General features: G+C 62.1%; 11 protein-coding genes. All 11 read right to left on the reverse strand.

Annotation, left to right across the window (positions count from 1 at the left end; all coding sequences use genetic code 11):
- Positions 1–71: 71 nt before the first annotated feature.
- A complete protein-coding gene (gene nuoN, locus C9990_RS12045) occupies positions 72–1,535 on the reverse strand; it encodes an NADH-quinone oxidoreductase subunit NuoN (RefSeq protein WP_003192122.1) in 1,464 nt (487 codons plus the stop codon).
- Between the two features lie 7 nt (positions 1,536–1,542).
- Positions 1,543–3,075, reverse strand: coding sequence for an NADH-quinone oxidoreductase subunit M (gene nuoM, locus C9990_RS12050; protein WP_065907529.1), 1,533 nt, complete (start codon positions 3,073–3,075; stop codon positions 1,543–1,545).
- 39 nt (positions 3,076–3,114) lie between these two features.
- Positions 3,115–4,968, reverse strand: coding sequence for an NADH-quinone oxidoreductase subunit L (gene nuoL, locus C9990_RS12055; protein ID WP_065907528.1), 1,854 nt, complete (start codon positions 4,966–4,968; stop codon positions 3,115–3,117).
- Entirely contained in the window at positions 4,965–5,273 is a 309-nt protein-coding gene (nuoK, locus tag C9990_RS12060) for an NADH-quinone oxidoreductase subunit NuoK (protein ID WP_003219560.1), read from the reverse strand. Before nuoK ends, nuoL begins: the two co-directional genes overlap by 4 nt.
- Before the next feature lie 2 nt (positions 5,274–5,275).
- Positions 5,276–5,779, reverse strand: coding sequence for an NADH-quinone oxidoreductase subunit J (nuoJ, locus tag C9990_RS12065; RefSeq protein WP_065907526.1), 504 nt, complete (start codon positions 5,777–5,779; stop codon positions 5,276–5,278).
- Positions 5,780–5,788: 9 nt separating this feature from the next.
- Positions 5,789–6,337 (reverse strand): NADH-quinone oxidoreductase subunit NuoI, encoded by a 549-nt coding sequence (gene nuoI, locus C9990_RS12070; protein WP_003174725.1) that lies wholly within the window; start codon positions 6,335–6,337, stop codon positions 5,789–5,791.
- A gap of 11 nt (positions 6,338–6,348) precedes the next feature.
- Positions 6,349–7,356, reverse strand: coding sequence for an NADH-quinone oxidoreductase subunit NuoH (nuoH, locus tag C9990_RS12075; protein ID WP_003219563.1), 1,008 nt, complete (start codon positions 7,354–7,356; stop codon positions 6,349–6,351).
- Positions 7,353–10,067: an NADH-quinone oxidoreductase subunit NuoG gene (gene nuoG, locus C9990_RS12080; RefSeq protein ID WP_106803422.1), complete on the reverse strand. Its 2,715-nt coding sequence runs from the start codon at positions 10,065–10,067 to the stop codon at positions 7,353–7,355. The genes nuoH and nuoG overlap by 4 nt, the downstream gene beginning before the upstream one ends.
- A gap of 134 nt (positions 10,068–10,201) precedes the next feature.
- A complete protein-coding gene (gene nuoF / locus C9990_RS12085; protein ID WP_099587018.1) occupies positions 10,202–11,557 on the reverse strand; it encodes an NADH-quinone oxidoreductase subunit NuoF in 1,356 nt (451 codons plus the stop codon).
- A complete protein-coding gene (gene nuoE, locus C9990_RS12090) occupies positions 11,554–12,051 on the reverse strand; it encodes an NADH-quinone oxidoreductase subunit NuoE (RefSeq protein WP_003174721.1) in 498 nt (165 codons plus the stop codon). Before nuoE ends, nuoF begins: the two co-directional genes overlap by 4 nt.
- Before the next feature lie 2 nt (positions 12,052–12,053).
- A complete protein-coding gene (gene nuoC / locus C9990_RS12095) occupies positions 12,054–13,838 on the reverse strand; it encodes an NADH-quinone oxidoreductase subunit C/D (RefSeq protein ID WP_025858969.1) in 1,785 nt (594 codons plus the stop codon).
- Positions 13,839–13,857 lie beyond the last annotated feature (19 nt).

The following is a 13,857-nucleotide window of genomic DNA, read 5'->3' on the forward strand; positions in this document are numbered from 1 at the left end:
CTGGTGATTGCCCAGAACGCAAAAACGGCACCCGAAGGTGCCGTTTCTGTTGACTGCATCCTGCTAAGCGATCAAACGCCCAGTACCGCGTGCTGCACCAGGGTGAGCAACGGTTGTGGGTACACGCCCAGGAAGAACGCGAGCAGGGCGATGGCCAGCAGCATCACGCCGCCTGCCTTCTGTTCCCAATGCAGCTCGGCGTCCACACGGCGCAGGTTTGGCTCGATCAGGTACAGGGTGACCATCACGCGCAGGTAGTAGAACACGCCGATGGCGCTGCCCAGCACCAGCGAGGCAACCAGCCACCATTCGTGGGCTTCGACACCGGTAGCGACAATGTAGAACTTGCCGATGAAACCTGCAGTCAGCGGGATACCGGCCAGGGACAGCATCATCACGGTCAGTACGGCGGTCAGGTACGGACGGCGCCAGAACAGGCCGCGGTATTCGTACAGGGCGTCGGCGTCACGGCCTTTGTACGGCGAGGACATCAGGGTAATCACGCCGAACGCGCCGAGGCTGGTGATCACGTAGGTGACCAGGTACACGCCGATGGCTTCCACGGCCAGGCCTTTGCTCGCCACCAGGGCGATCAGCAGGTAGCCGAAGTGGGCGATGGACGAGTAACCGAGCAGACGCTTGAGGTTGTTCTGGGTCAGGGCCAGCAGGTTACCGAACAGGATCGACGCGATGGCGATCACGGTCAGCACGTTGCTCAGCACCCCGGTGTTGGCCGCTGGCGAGATCTGGAACAGACGCACCATCACCGCAAATACCGCCACTTTCGACGCGGTCGCCAGGAACGCGGCCACCGGCGCCGGGGCGCCTTCGTACACGTCCGGGGTCCACAGGTGGAACGGCACCAGCGACAGCTTGAACGCCAGGCCGATCAGCATCATCGCCAGGCCCAACTGGGCAATCGGCGCCGGGCTGTTGGTGGCGGCCAGGGCGTGGCCGATACCGGTGAAGCTCAGGCTGCCGGCTTCGGCGTAGAGCAGGGCCATGCCGAACAACAGGAACGCGGAACCGGCCGCCGACAGCACCATGTACTTGATGCCGGCTTCCAGGGAGCGCTTGTTGAAGAAGGCGTAGGCCACCAGGCCGTAGGTCGGGATCGACAGCAGTTCCAGGCCGATGAACAAGCCAGCCAGGTGCTGCGCGCTGACCAGCACGATACCGCCGGCCGCAGCCAGCAGGATCAGCAGGTACAGCTCTTCCTTGTTGCCTGGGTAGCCGGTGCCGCCTTCGCCGAGGTAGGCGTGGGCGAGGGTGACGCAGGCCAGTGTCGCCACCAGGATCAACGCGATATACAGCAGCGCGAAGTCATCGACCATCATCAGCGGGGTGACCGCCAGTGGCGCGACCTTGAGGGCCGGGATGATCGACAGCAGGGCCAGGTTCAAACCGGCACAGGACAGCAGGAACGTTTGCGAGTGATTGCGGCGCCAGGCGATCGCCAGCATCACCACCACGATGGTGAGGCTGGTGATCAGCAGCGGCGCAAGCGCGATAAAGTGTTGGATCGTGAATTCCATAGCGCTCTTACCGGGCCGAAGCGAGTTGAGAGAAGGCGGTGCCGAACCACTGCTGCACGCCATGCATCGTTGCGGCAGAAGTGTCCAGGAACGGTTGCGGGTACACGCCGATGTAGATCAGCAGTACCGCAAGGCCGAGCACCATGATCAGTTCGCGAGCATCCATCCCTTGCAGGACGGTGTCGGACTTGGCCGGGCCGAAGTACGCGCGGTGGATCATGATCAGCGAGTAGACCGAACCGAACACCAGGCCGGACGTCGCGATGGCACTGATCCAAGGCGTCTGGACGAACGACCCCATCAGGATCAGGAACTCGCCGATGAAGTTACCGGTACCCGGCAAGCCCAGGGACGCGGCGGCGAAGAACAGGCTGATCGCCGGCAGGTACGCGATGCGCGACCACACGCCACCCATTTCACGCATGTCACGGGTGTGCAGGCGCTCGTACAGCTGGCCACTCAGGATAAACAGGGCAGCGGCCGAAACACCGTGGGCCAACATCTGGATCACTGCGCCTTGCAGCGCCAGTTGGCTGCCGGAGTAGATGCCGATCAGTACGAAGCCCATGTGGGAAACGGACGAGAAGGCAATCAGGCGCTTGATGTCGGTTTGTGCGAAGGCCAGGAAGGCACCGTAGAAGATCCCGATCAGACCCAGGGTCATGGCGATCGGCGCAAACTCGGCCGAGGCATTCGGGAACAGCGGCAGGGCGAAACGCAGCAGGCCATAAGCAGCGGTCTTCAGCAGGATACCGGCCAAGTCCACAGAACCTGCGGTTGGCGCCTGGGCGTGCGCATCCGGCAGCCAGGAGTGGAACGGCACCACCGGCAGCTTCACCGCGAAAGCGATGAAGAAGCCCAGCATCAGGATGTACTCGGTGGTCAGCGACATCTTGGTTTTCAACAGGTCGGCGTAGTTAAAGGTAATCACGCCGGTGTTGTTGAAGTTGACCAGTACCAGGCCCAGGATCGCCACCAACATGATCAGGCCGGAAGCCTGGGTGAAGATGAAGAACTTGGTCGCCGCGTAGATCCGGGTTTTCTTGCCGTCCGAAGAACTGTGACCCCAGAGCGCGATGAGGAAGTACATCGGCACCAGCATCATTTCCCAGAAGAAGAAGAACATGAACAGGTCGAGGGCGAGGAACACGCCAACCACACCGCCCAGGATCCACATCAGGTTCAGGTGGAAGAAGCCCACGTGACGCTGAATCTCTTTCCAGGAGCAGAGTACCGAGAGGATACCCAGCAGGCCGGTCAGCAGGATCATCAACAGCGACAGGCCGTCGAGGGCCAGATGCACGTTGATGCCGAAGCGCTGGATCCAGACGTGCTTGAACTCAAGCGCCCAGGTCGGATCGGCGCCAGGCGCCGGAGCAAATGAATAGTCACCGTGGGCCCACAGCCAAAGGCCGAGAGCGAGTTCCAGGGACATGGTCAGCAACGCAATCCAGCGGGGGAGGGTGGCGCCGAAGCGTTCACCCATCCAGCAGAGCAGGCCGCCGATAAAGGGGATCAGGATTAGCCAGGGCAGAATCATGACGGGCTCGTTTCCTTTCGCAAGTTCGCAAAGTTCATATCAGACCGCTACCACAACAATGGCGCCGATCACCAGGACGGCACCAGCCGCCATGGAAGCTGCATACCAACGCAATTGGCCAGTCTCGCTGCGGCTCAGGGCAGTGTGACCACCCTTGGCGGCGCGCGGGATCAAACCGATGGTCTGGTCGAGTGGGTCTTTGCGCAGTACATGGCTGATGGCGAGGTAGGGCTTGACGAACAGTTTGTCGTAGATCCAGTCGAAGCCCCAGGCGGCGAACCACCAGGCCGAAAGGAAGCGGCCAATGCCACTGTTGGCAACGGCCGTGACGAAGCGGCGCTTGCCGAGGAACAGCAGGGCCGCCAGCAGGATACCGGCGATGGCGATGGCGCCCGAGGCGATCTCCAGGCTGTGCTTGGCAGCACCGCCGGCATGGCCAGCGCTTTCCGGCAGGACGCCGGCGAGTGGCGGAGTGATCATGGCGCCGATGAAGGTCGACAGGATGATCAGCACCGACAGTGGCAACCAGTGGGAGATGCCGTGGCCTGCGTGTGCTTCGGTCTTGGCTTCACCGTGGAAGGTGATGAAGATCAGGCGGAAGGTGTACAGCGAGGTCATGAAGGCACCGACCAGGCCTGCGTACAGCAGGTTCTGGTTACCGCTGGCAAAGGCTTCCCAGAGGATTTCGTCTTTCGAGTAGAAACCTGCGGTCACCAGTGGCAGGGCAGCGAGTGCGGCACCACCGACGATGAAGCTGGCGTAGGCCAGTGGCAGTTTCTTCCACAGGCCGCCCATCTTGAAGATGTTCTGCTCGTGGTGGCAGGCAACGATCACCGCACCGGAAGCAAGGAACAGCAGGGCTTTAAAGAAGGCGTGGGTCATCAGGTGGAAGATCGCCGCGTCCCAGGCGCCGACGCCCAGGGCCAGGAACATGTAGCCGATCTGGCTCATGGTCGAGTAGGCGAGGATCCGCTTGATGTCGGTCTGCACCAGCGCGGCGAAGCCGGCCAGTACCAGGGTCACGCCGCCGACCAGGCCCACCAGGTGCAGGATTTCCGGCGCCAGGGTGAACAGGCCATGGGTACGTGCGATCAGGTAGACACCGGCGGTCACCATGGTTGCCGCGTGAATCAGTGCGGAAACCGGGGTAGGACCGGCCATGGCATCCGCCAGCCAGGTTTGCAGCGGCAGTTGCGCCGATTTACCCACGGCGCCGCCCAGCAGCATCAGGGTCGCCAGGGTGATCCAGAAGTCGCCGACCTGGAATTTCTGCGGTGCCAGCACCAGCAGTTCCTGGATGTTCAACGTGCCCACTTGTTGGAACAGGATGAACAGGCCGATGGCCATGAACACGTCGCCGATCCGGGTCACGATAAAGGCCTTGAGTGCCGCGTTACCGTTGTTGCGGTTGCTGTAGTAGAAACCGATCAACAGGTACGAGCACAGGCCCACGCCTTCCCAGCCGAAGTACAGGAACAACAGGTTATCGCCGAGCACCAGGAACAGCATGCTGGCGATAAACAGGTTGGTGTACGAGAAGAAGCGCGAGTAACCGGCTTCACCGCGCATGTACCAGGACGCGAACAGGTGGATCAGGAAGCCCACGCCGACGACCACGCCGAGCATGGTGATCGACAGGCCGTCGATGTAGAGGGCGAAGTTGGGCTTGAAGCCCTCCACCGACATCCACTGCCACAGCACCAGGGTGTAGTGGCCGCCTTCCGGCGGTGCCACGTTGAATTGCCAGATGACGTAGGCGGCGACAATCGCCGACAGGCCAATGGAACCCACGCCGATCAGGGCAGACAGGTTTTCCGACCAGCGTCCACGGGAGAACGACAGCAGCAGGAAACCGATCAGGGGAAATACGAAAGTCAGAAAGATCATGTTCATCCGCGCATCTCACTGGCAGCGTCGATATCAAGCGTGTGGAAGCGACGATACAGCTGCAGCAGGATCGCCAGGCCGATACTGGCCTCGGCGGCTGCCAGGCTGATCACCAGGATGAACATCACTTGTCCATCCGGCTGGCCCCAACGGCTACCGGCCACGATGAATGCCAGTGCCGCGGCGTTCATCATGATTTCCAGGCTCATCAACACGAACAGAATGTTACGGCGGACCATCAGGCCGACCAGGCCAAGGCAGAACAGGATGCCGGCGACCGCCAGACCATGCTCCAAAGGGATAGCAGGCATCGTCATTGCTCCTTGGCTTCGTTGCGGCCCAAGTGGAAGGCAGTGATGGCTGCAGCGAGCAGCAGCATCGAAGCCAGTTCGACCACCAGCAGGTACGGGCCGAACAGGCTGACGCCCACGGCTTTCGCGTCCACGGTGGTGTGGCCGATGGCCTGGCCGCTCTGGTGAGCGAACAGCACATACAGCAGTTCAGCCAGCAGCAGGGCTGCCAGGATCACCGGGCCGAGCCAGATGCCGGGCTTGAGCCAGACGCGCTCCTGGGCGACCGAGGCCGGCCCCAGGTTGAGCATCATCACCACAAACACGAACAGCACCATGATGGCGCCGGCGTAGGCAATCACTTCCAGTACACCGGCGAACGGTGCGCCGAGGCTGAAGAAGGTCATGGCCACGGCGATCAGCGAAATGATCAGGTAGAGCAGGGCGTGCACGGGGTTGGTGTTGGTGATCACGCGAAGCGTGGACACCACTGCAATACCCGATGCGAAATAGAAAGCGAATTCCATCTTTCTTCCTTAAGGCAGCAAGCTCTTCACGTTGATCGGCTCGGCTTCGTTTTGTGCGGCGCCTTTCGGCTTACCGGCAACGGCCATACCCGCAACACGATAGAAGTTGTAATCAGGGTTTTTACCGGGACCAGAGATCAGCAGATCTTCTTTCTCGTACACCAGGTCCTGACGTTTGAACTCGGCCATCTCGAAATCCGGTGTCAGCTGGATTGCGGTGGTCGGGCAAGCTTCCTCGCAGAGGCCGCAGAAAATGCAGCGCGAGAAGTTGATGCGGAAGAAGTCCGGGTACCAGCGACCGTCTTCGGTTTCAGCTTTCTGCAGGGAGATGCAACCCACCGGGCACGCCACGGCGCACAGGTTGCAGGCTACGCAACGCTCCTCGCCATCGGGGTCACGGGTCAGCACGATGCGGCCGCGATAGCGCGGCGGCAGGTACACCGCTTCTTCCGGGTATTGCAGGGTGTCGCGTTTGCGGAAGCCATGGCCGAAAACCATCACCAGGCTTCGCAACTGGGTACCGGTACCCTTAACGATGTCGCCAATATATTTGAACATGGGTCAAATCCTCACTGAACCGCGCCGGCTGGCGTGTTCAACAACACAACGGCAGCCGTCACCAGCAAATTGATCAGGGTCAGCGGCAGGCAGAAACGCCAGCTGAAATCCATCACCTGGTCATACCGTGGACGCGGGATGGAAGCGCGCAGCAGGATAAACAACATGATGAAGAACGCGGTCTTCAGGAAGAACCAGAAGAACGCCAACTGCGGCAGGATGCCGAACGGACCGTGCCAGCCGCCGAAGAACAGCGTGACCAACAGGGCCGAGATCAAGATGATGCCGATGTACTCACCGACGAAGAACATGCCCCATTTCATGCCGGCGTATTCAATGTGGTAACCGTCGGCCAGTTCCTGTTCCGCTTCCGGCTGGTCGAACGGGTGACGGTGAGTCACGGCCACGCCAGCGATGAAGAAGGTACAGAAGCCGAAGAACTGCGGAATGATGAACCACAGGTTCTGCGCCTGGTACTCGACGATGTCGCGCATGTTGAACGAGCCGACCTGCACCACGATGCCCATCAGCGCGAGGCCCATGAAGACTTCGTAGGAGACGGTCTGGGCCGAGGCCCGCAAGCTGCCCAGCAGGGCGAACTTGTTGTTGCTCGACCAACCGGCGAACAGCACCGCGTAGACCGACAGGCCGGCCATGGCGAAGAAGAACAGCAAGCCGATGTTCAGGTCCGCGACGCCCCAGGTCGGGGTGATCGGGATGATCGCGAAGGCGATCAGCAAGGCGCTCATGGCCACGACGGGTGCCAGGGTGAAAATCACCTTGTCGGCAAACGGCGGGGTCCAGTCTTCCTTGAAGAACATTTTCAGCATGTCGGCGGCGATCTGGAACATACCGAATGGGCCAACGCGGTTCGGACCATAACGGTCCTGCCACCAGCCCAACAGGCGACGTTCGACGAAGCTGAGCAGGGCGCCCGCGACGACCACGGCCAACAGGATCACGATGGCCTTGACGACCGCGATGATCACGTCGATCACTTCAGGGGTGAACCAGGTCATTGCGCTGCCTCCTGCAGACCGTCAACGGTTTTGCCAAAGATCGCCGCTGGAATACCCGCGAAGCCCTTGGGCAGTGCAACCAGGCCGGCACCCAACTCTTCGTTGATGCGCAGCGGCAGGCGCAGGGTCTGGCCAGCCACGTTGAGGCTGAGCAGGGCACCGTCGTTGACGCCCAGGCGGTCGGCTTCGGACTTGGCCACGGACACATAGGCGGCTGGAATGCGTTCTTGTACCGGCGCGGCTTTGGAAGAGGTTTCTTCACTGCCGAACAGGTGGAAGAACGGCACAACCTGCCAGGTGCCCTGGGCCGGGTTGAACGGACGCGGTACCGCGGCGAACCAGTTCAGCGAATCACCCGTGCTTTCGATCAGGCGGGTGCCCGGGTCGCCAGCACGGATGTGACCACCGACTTCGTCCTGGAACTTGTTCCAGGCCTGCGGCGAGTTCCAGCCCGGCGACCAGGCAAATGGCACTTGCTGACGCGGCTCGACCGAACCCGAGTAACCTTCCATGGAGAAGGCAAACGCGGTGTCCGGGTCTTGCGGGGTACGCGGCTCGTGCACGCTGATATCAGCACGCATGGCGGTACGACCGGAGTAACGCAGCGGTTCGCGGGCCAGTTTCAAGCCCTTGATGCGGAACGAGGCGGACGGTGCAGCATCGACGATACGTGCCAGCTGCGGTGCGCTTGCGGCGGCAGCAGCGGTGACGTGGTCGAGCTGGGTCCAGTCGATCGGCTGGTTCAGCAGGGTCGCGCGCAGGGCATGCAGCCAGCGCCAGCCTTCGTGAACCAGGATGCTGGCGTCCATGTACTTCGGATCGAACACCTGGAAGAAGCGCTGGGCGCGGCCTTCCTGGCTGACCAGGGTACCGTCGCCTTCGGCGAAGGTGGCGGCTGGCAGGACCAGGTCGGCACGTTCGCTGGTGGCGGTCTTCTGGTGGTCGGCAACGATCAGCACCTTGGCGGCGTCGAGCGCAGCATCAACCTTGGCGGCATCGGTGCGGGTGTACAGGTCGTTTTCCAGCACCACGATGGCGTCGGCGTTGCCGTCGATCACGGTTTGCAGCGCCGCGTCCAGCGATTCGCCACCGAGCATGGCCAGGCCAAGGCTGTTGGCTTCCGGCACGACGAGGCTGATGGAACCGTTCTTGTCGCGCAGCTTCAGGGCCTTGGCGATGTTGGCAGCCGCCTCGATCAGCGCCTTGGAACCCAGCGAGGTCCCGGCAATGATCAACGGGCGCTTGGCCGCGAGCAGGGCGTCGGCGATGCGCTGGGCCAGTTCGACGGCTTCAGTGTCCAGGCCGTCGACGGCAGGCGCGCTGGCGTCAAGGGCGTGGGCCACGGCGAAACCGATGCGGGCCAGGTCGTCGGGGGCTGCGTGTACGCATTCTTCGGCGATGTCGTCGAGCTTGGTTTCAGCCAGGCTGGCGATAAACAGTGGGTTCAGCGCGTGCTGGCCGATGTTTTTCACGGCGGCGTCGAGCCACGGCTGTACGCGCATGGCCTCGGCCATGTCTTCAGCCTTGCCCTTGACCGACTGGCGCAGCGACAGGGCGATGCGGGCAGCGGTCTGGGTCAGGTCTTCACCAAGCACGAAGATGGCGTCGTGGTCTTCGATGTCGCGCATGTTCGGCACGGGCAGCGGGCTGTCGTTCAGCACTTGCAGCACCAGGCGGATGCGCTCCAGTTCACCGGCTTCGATACCGGAGTAGAAGTGCTCGGCACCGACCAGCTCGCGCAACGCGTAGTTGCTTTCGAGGCTGGCGCGTGGCGAACCGATACCGACGATGTTGCGCCCGCGCAGCAGGTCGGCGGCTTTATCCAGCGCCGCGTCCAGGCTCAGCTTGGCGCCATCGGCCAGCAGCGGCTGGCGTGGGCGGTCTTCGCGGTTGACGTAGCCATAGCCGAAGCGGCCACGGTCACACAGGAAGTACTGGTTGACCGAACCGTTGAAGCGGTTTTCGATCCGACGCAGTTCGCCGTAGCGCTCGCCCGGGGAGATGTTGCAACCGCTGGAGCAGCCATGGCAGATGCTCGGCGAGAACTGCATGTCCCATTTACGGTTGTAGCGCTCGGAGTGAGTCTTGTCGGTGAACACACCGGTCGGGCAGACCTCGGTGAGGTTGCCGGAGAACTCGCTTTCGAGCACGCCGTCTTCAACGCGACCGAAGTACACGTTGTCGTGGGCGCCGAAGACGCCCAGGTCGGTGCCGCCGGCGTAGTCTTTATAGAAGCGCACGCAGCGATAGCAGGCGATGCAGCGGTTCATCTCGTGGGAAATGAACGGGCCGAGGTCCTGGTTCTGGTGGGTACGCTTGGTGAAGCGATAACGACGCTCGTTGTGGCCGGTCATCACCGTCATGTCTTGCAGGTGGCAGTGACCGCCTTCCTCACAGACCGGGCAGTCGTGGGGGTGGTTGGTCATCAGCCATTCGACAACGCTGGCGCGGAACGCCTTGGATTCATCATCGTCGATGGAAATCCAGGTGTTGTCGGTGGCTGGGGTCATGCAGGACATGACGATACGACCACGGGTGTCGTTCTCGTCGGTGTATTGCTTGACCGCACACTGGCGACAGGCACCGACGCTACCAAGCGCGGGGTGCCAGCAGAAATAAGGGATGTCGAGGCCTAGTGACAGACACGCCTGTAACAGGTTGTCCGCCCCATCGACTTCGAGCGCTTTGCCGTCTACGTGGATAGTGGCCATGGTTCAAAGTTCTTCGTTGGCCCGTTGTCAGCGGGCGTGGCTAATGGAATCTTGTTATTCATGTGCATCTACACAGCCTTGACGGCGTCAGCACATGAGAAAGCGAAGGGCACGGACCCTTCGCTCTTTAAGCGTTACGCGCCGACTACGATCGGCCTCGCCAGAGGCGGGACGGCGGCGCTGGTAGGCGCGATGCCGGCTTCGAACTCCGAGCGGAAGTATTTGATTGCGCTGCCCAATGGCTCCACGGCGCCCGGTGCGTGAGCACAGAAGGTCTTGCCTGGGCCGAGGAAACCGACCAGACCCAGCAGGGTCTCGATGTCACCCTCGCGGCCTTCGCCGTTTTCCAGGGCCATCAGCAGCTTGACGCTCCACGGCAGACCGTCGCGGCATGGGGTGCAGAATCCGCACGATTCACGGGCAAAGAATTGCTCCATGTTGCGCAGCAGCGAGACCATGTTCACGGTGTTGTCCACTGCCATCGCCAGGCCGGTACCCATCCGGGTGCCGACCTTGCCGATGCCGCCGGCATACATCTGTGCGTCGAGGTGCTCGGGCAACAGGAAGCCGGTACCGGCACCGCCTGGCTGCCAGGCTTTCAAGGTGTAGCCGTCGCGCATGCCGCCGGCGTAATCCTCGAACAGCTCGCGGGCGGTCACGCCGAAAGGCAGCTCCCACAGGCCCGGGTTCTTGACCTTGCCGGAGAAGCCCATGAGCTTGGTGCCCATGTCTTCGCTGCCTTCGCGGGCCAACGATTTGTACCAGTCGACGCCGTCGGCGATGATCGCCGGCACGTTGCACAGGGTCTCGACGTTGTTCACGCAGGTCGGCTTGCCCCACACGCCCACGGCGGCAGGGAAGGGCGGCTTGGAGCGCGGGTTGGCGCGGCGGCCTTCGAGGGAGTTGATCAGTGCGGTTTCTTCACCGCAGATGTAACGCCCGGCGCCGGTGTGCACGAACAGTTCGAAGTCAAAACCCGAACCGAGGATGTTCTTGCCCAAGAGACCTGCAGCCTTGGCTTCTGCCACGGCACGGTTGAGGTGCTTGGCGGCGGTGGTGTATTCGCCACGCAGGAAGATGTAGCCGCGGTAGGTTTTCAGCGCGCGGGCGCTGATCAGCATGCCTTCGATCAGCAGATGGGGCAGTTGCTCCATCAGCATGCGGTCTTTCCAGGTGTTCGGCTCCATTTCATCCGCGTTGCACAGCAGGTAGCGGATGTTGATGGATTCGTCCTTGGGCATCAGGCCCCACTTCACGCCCGTGGGGAAGCCTGCACCGCCGCGACCTTTGAGGCCGGCGTCTTTCACGGTCTGGACGATATCGTCCTGGGCCATGTCGGCGAAGGCTTTGCGCGCAGCGGCGTAGCCGTTCTTGGCCTGGTACTCGTCGAGCCATACCGGCTCGGCATCGTCACGCAGGCGCCAGGTCAGTGGGTGGGTCTCAGGCGAACGCTTGATCAGGTTGGCCGGGCCGAAAGATGTAAGGGTCATGGGTAGCCCTCGAGCAATTGGGTCACGCCAGCAGGCTGCACGTCACCGAATGTGTCGTCGTCGATCATCAACGCCGGCGCCTTGTCGCAGTTGCCCAGGCAGCACACCGGCAGCAGCGTGAAGCGGCCGTCCGGGGTGGTTTGGCCAAGGCCGATGCCCAGCTTGTTCTGGATTTCGCTGACCACCGACTCGTGGCCACCGATGTAGCAGACCATGCTGTCGCACACGCGAATGATGTGGCGGCCCACGGGCTGGCGGAAGATCTGGCTGTAGAACGTTGCCACACCTTCAACATCACTGGCCGGGATGCCGAGGATCTCGCCGATGGCGTAGAGGGCGCCGTCCGGCACCCAGCCACGTTCCTTCTGGACGATCTTCAGGGCTTCGATCGACGCCGCGCGCGGGTCTTCGTAGTGATGCAGCTCGTGCTCGATGGCCGAGCGCTCGGTTTCACTGAGGGTGAAACGGTCTGTCTGGATAAGCGTGCTGTTCATGCTTAGCGGTCCACGTCGGCCATAACGAAATCGATACTACCCAGGTACGCAATCAAGTCCGCGACCATCTCGCCTTTGATCACCGAAGGGATCTGCTGCAAGTGCGCGAAGCTTGGGGTACGAATCCGGGTGCGGTAGCTCATGGTGCCGCCATCGCTCGTCAGGTAATAACTGTTGATACCCTTGGTCGCTTCGATCATCTGGAAGGATTCGTTGGCCGGCATCACCGGGCCCCACGAAACTTGCAGGAAGTGCGTGATCAGGGTTTCGATGTGCTGCAGCGTGCGCTCTTTCGGCGGCGGCGTGGTCAGCGGGTGATCCGCCTTATACGGGCCGGCCGGCATGTTGCGCATGCACTGCTCGATGATCTTCAGGCTCTGGCGCATTTCTTCGACGCGCACGATGCAACGGTCGTAGGCATCGCCATTGGCCGCCAGCGGGACTTCGAATTCGAAGTTCTCGTAGCCGGAGTACGGGCGCGCTTTACGCAGGTCGAAATCGCAGCCGGTGGAACGCAGGCCAGCACCGGTGACGCCCCATTCCAGGGCTTCCTTGGTGTTGTACTGGGCGACGCCGATGGTGCGGCCCTTGAGGATGCTGTTGTCCAGCGCGGCTTTCTGGTACTCGTCCAGACGCTTGGGCATCCAGTCGATGAATTCCTTGACCAGGCGTTCCCAGCCGTTAGGCAGGTCATGGGCGACACCGCCGATGCGGTACCAGGCCGGGTGCAGGCGGAAGCCGGTGATGGCTTCGATGACCTTGTAGGCGCGCTGCCGGTCGGTGAAGGTGAAGAACACCGGGGTCATGGCGCCGACGTCCTGGATATAGGTACCCAGGAACAGCAGGTGGCTGGTGATCCGGAAGAACTCGGCCATCATGATGCGGATGGTGTCGACGCGGTCCGGGACCTTGATGCCGGCCAGCTTCTCGACCGAGAGCACGTACGGCAGGTTGTTCATCACGCCGCCGAGGTAGTCGATACGGTCGGTGTACGGGATGAAGCTGTGCCAGGACTGACGCTCGGCCATCTTCTCGGCACCACGGTGGTGGTAGCCGATGTCCGGCACGCAGTCGACGATTTCTTCGCCGTCCAGTTGCAGGATGATGCGGAACGCACCGTGAGCCGAAGGGTGGTTCGGGCCCAGGTTGAGGAACATGTAGTCCTCGTTGGTGCCGGAGCGCTTCATGCCCCAGTCTTCCGGACGGAAACGCGCAGCCTCTTCTTCAAGCTGTTGCTTGGCGAGGTTGAGGCTGAACGGGTCGAATTCGGTGGCGCGCGCAGGGAAGTCCTTGCGCAGCGGGTGACCTTCCCAGGTCGGCGGCATCATGATGCGCGTCAGGTGCGGGTGGCCCGGGAAGTCGATCCCGAACATGTCCCAGACTTCACGCTCGTACCAGCTGGCGTTCGGCCAGATACCGGTCACGGTCGGCACGCTCAGGTCGCTTTCGGACAGGGCGACCTTGATCATCACGTCGCTGTTACGTTCGATCGACAGCAGGTGATAGAACACGGTGAAGTCGGCGCCGCTCGGCAGCCCCTGGCGCTTGGTGCGCAGACGCTCGTCCACGCCATGCAGGTCATAGAGCATGACGTACGGCTTGGGCAGGTTGCGCAGGAAGGTCAGGACTTCGACAAGCTTGGCACGCGCCACCCACAGCACCGGCATACCGGTGCGTGTGGCCTGGGCGGTGAAGGCGTCAGGGCCAAAACGGTTATTGAGTTCGACGACCACATCCTGGTCGTCTGCCTTATAAGGCGGGATGTACAGAGCACTGCCTGTAGTCATGGTTTTTTATCGCTTTCGG

Origin of the sequence: Pseudomonas sp. S5D5 (assembly GCF_003013355.1) — a bacterium.
Lineage (GTDB): Bacteria > Pseudomonadota > Gammaproteobacteria > Pseudomonadales > Pseudomonadaceae > Aquipseudomonas > Aquipseudomonas aylmerensis.

Coding starts and splice junctions, on each gene's coding strand:
- nuoK (WP_003219560.1), bottom strand. CDS start 5,273: ATGCCTGCTATCCCTTTGGAGCATGGTCTGGCGGTCGCCGGCATCCTG.
- nuoE (WP_003174721.1), bottom strand. CDS start 12,051: ATGAACAGCACGCTTATCCAGACAGACCGTTTCACCCTCAGTGAAACC.
- nuoN (WP_003192122.1), bottom strand. CDS start 1,535: ATGGAATTCACGATCCAACACTTTATCGCGCTTGCGCCGCTGCTGATC.
- nuoH (WP_003219563.1), bottom strand. CDS start 7,356: ATGACCTGGTTCACCCCTGAAGTGATCGACGTGATCATCGCGGTCGTC.
- nuoL (WP_065907528.1), bottom strand. CDS start 4,968: ATGAACATGATCTTTCTGACTTTCGTATTTCCCCTGATCGGTTTCCTG.
- nuoI (WP_003174725.1), bottom strand. CDS start 6,337: ATGTTCAAATATATTGGCGACATCGTTAAGGGTACCGGTACCCAGTTG.
- nuoM (WP_065907529.1), bottom strand. CDS start 3,075: ATGATTCTGCCCTGGCTAATCCTGATCCCCTTTATCGGCGGCCTGCTC.
- nuoC (WP_025858969.1), bottom strand. CDS start 13,838: ATGACTACAGGCAGTGCTCTGTACATCCCGCCTTATAAGGCAGACGAC.
- nuoG (WP_106803422.1), bottom strand. CDS start 10,067: ATGGCCACTATCCACGTAGACGGCAAAGCGCTCGAAGTCGATGGGGCG.
- nuoF (WP_099587018.1), bottom strand. CDS start 11,557: ATGACCCTTACATCTTTCGGCCCGGCCAACCTGATCAAGCGTTCGCCT.
- nuoJ (WP_065907526.1), bottom strand. CDS start 5,779: ATGGAATTCGCTTTCTATTTCGCATCGGGTATTGCAGTGGTGTCCACG.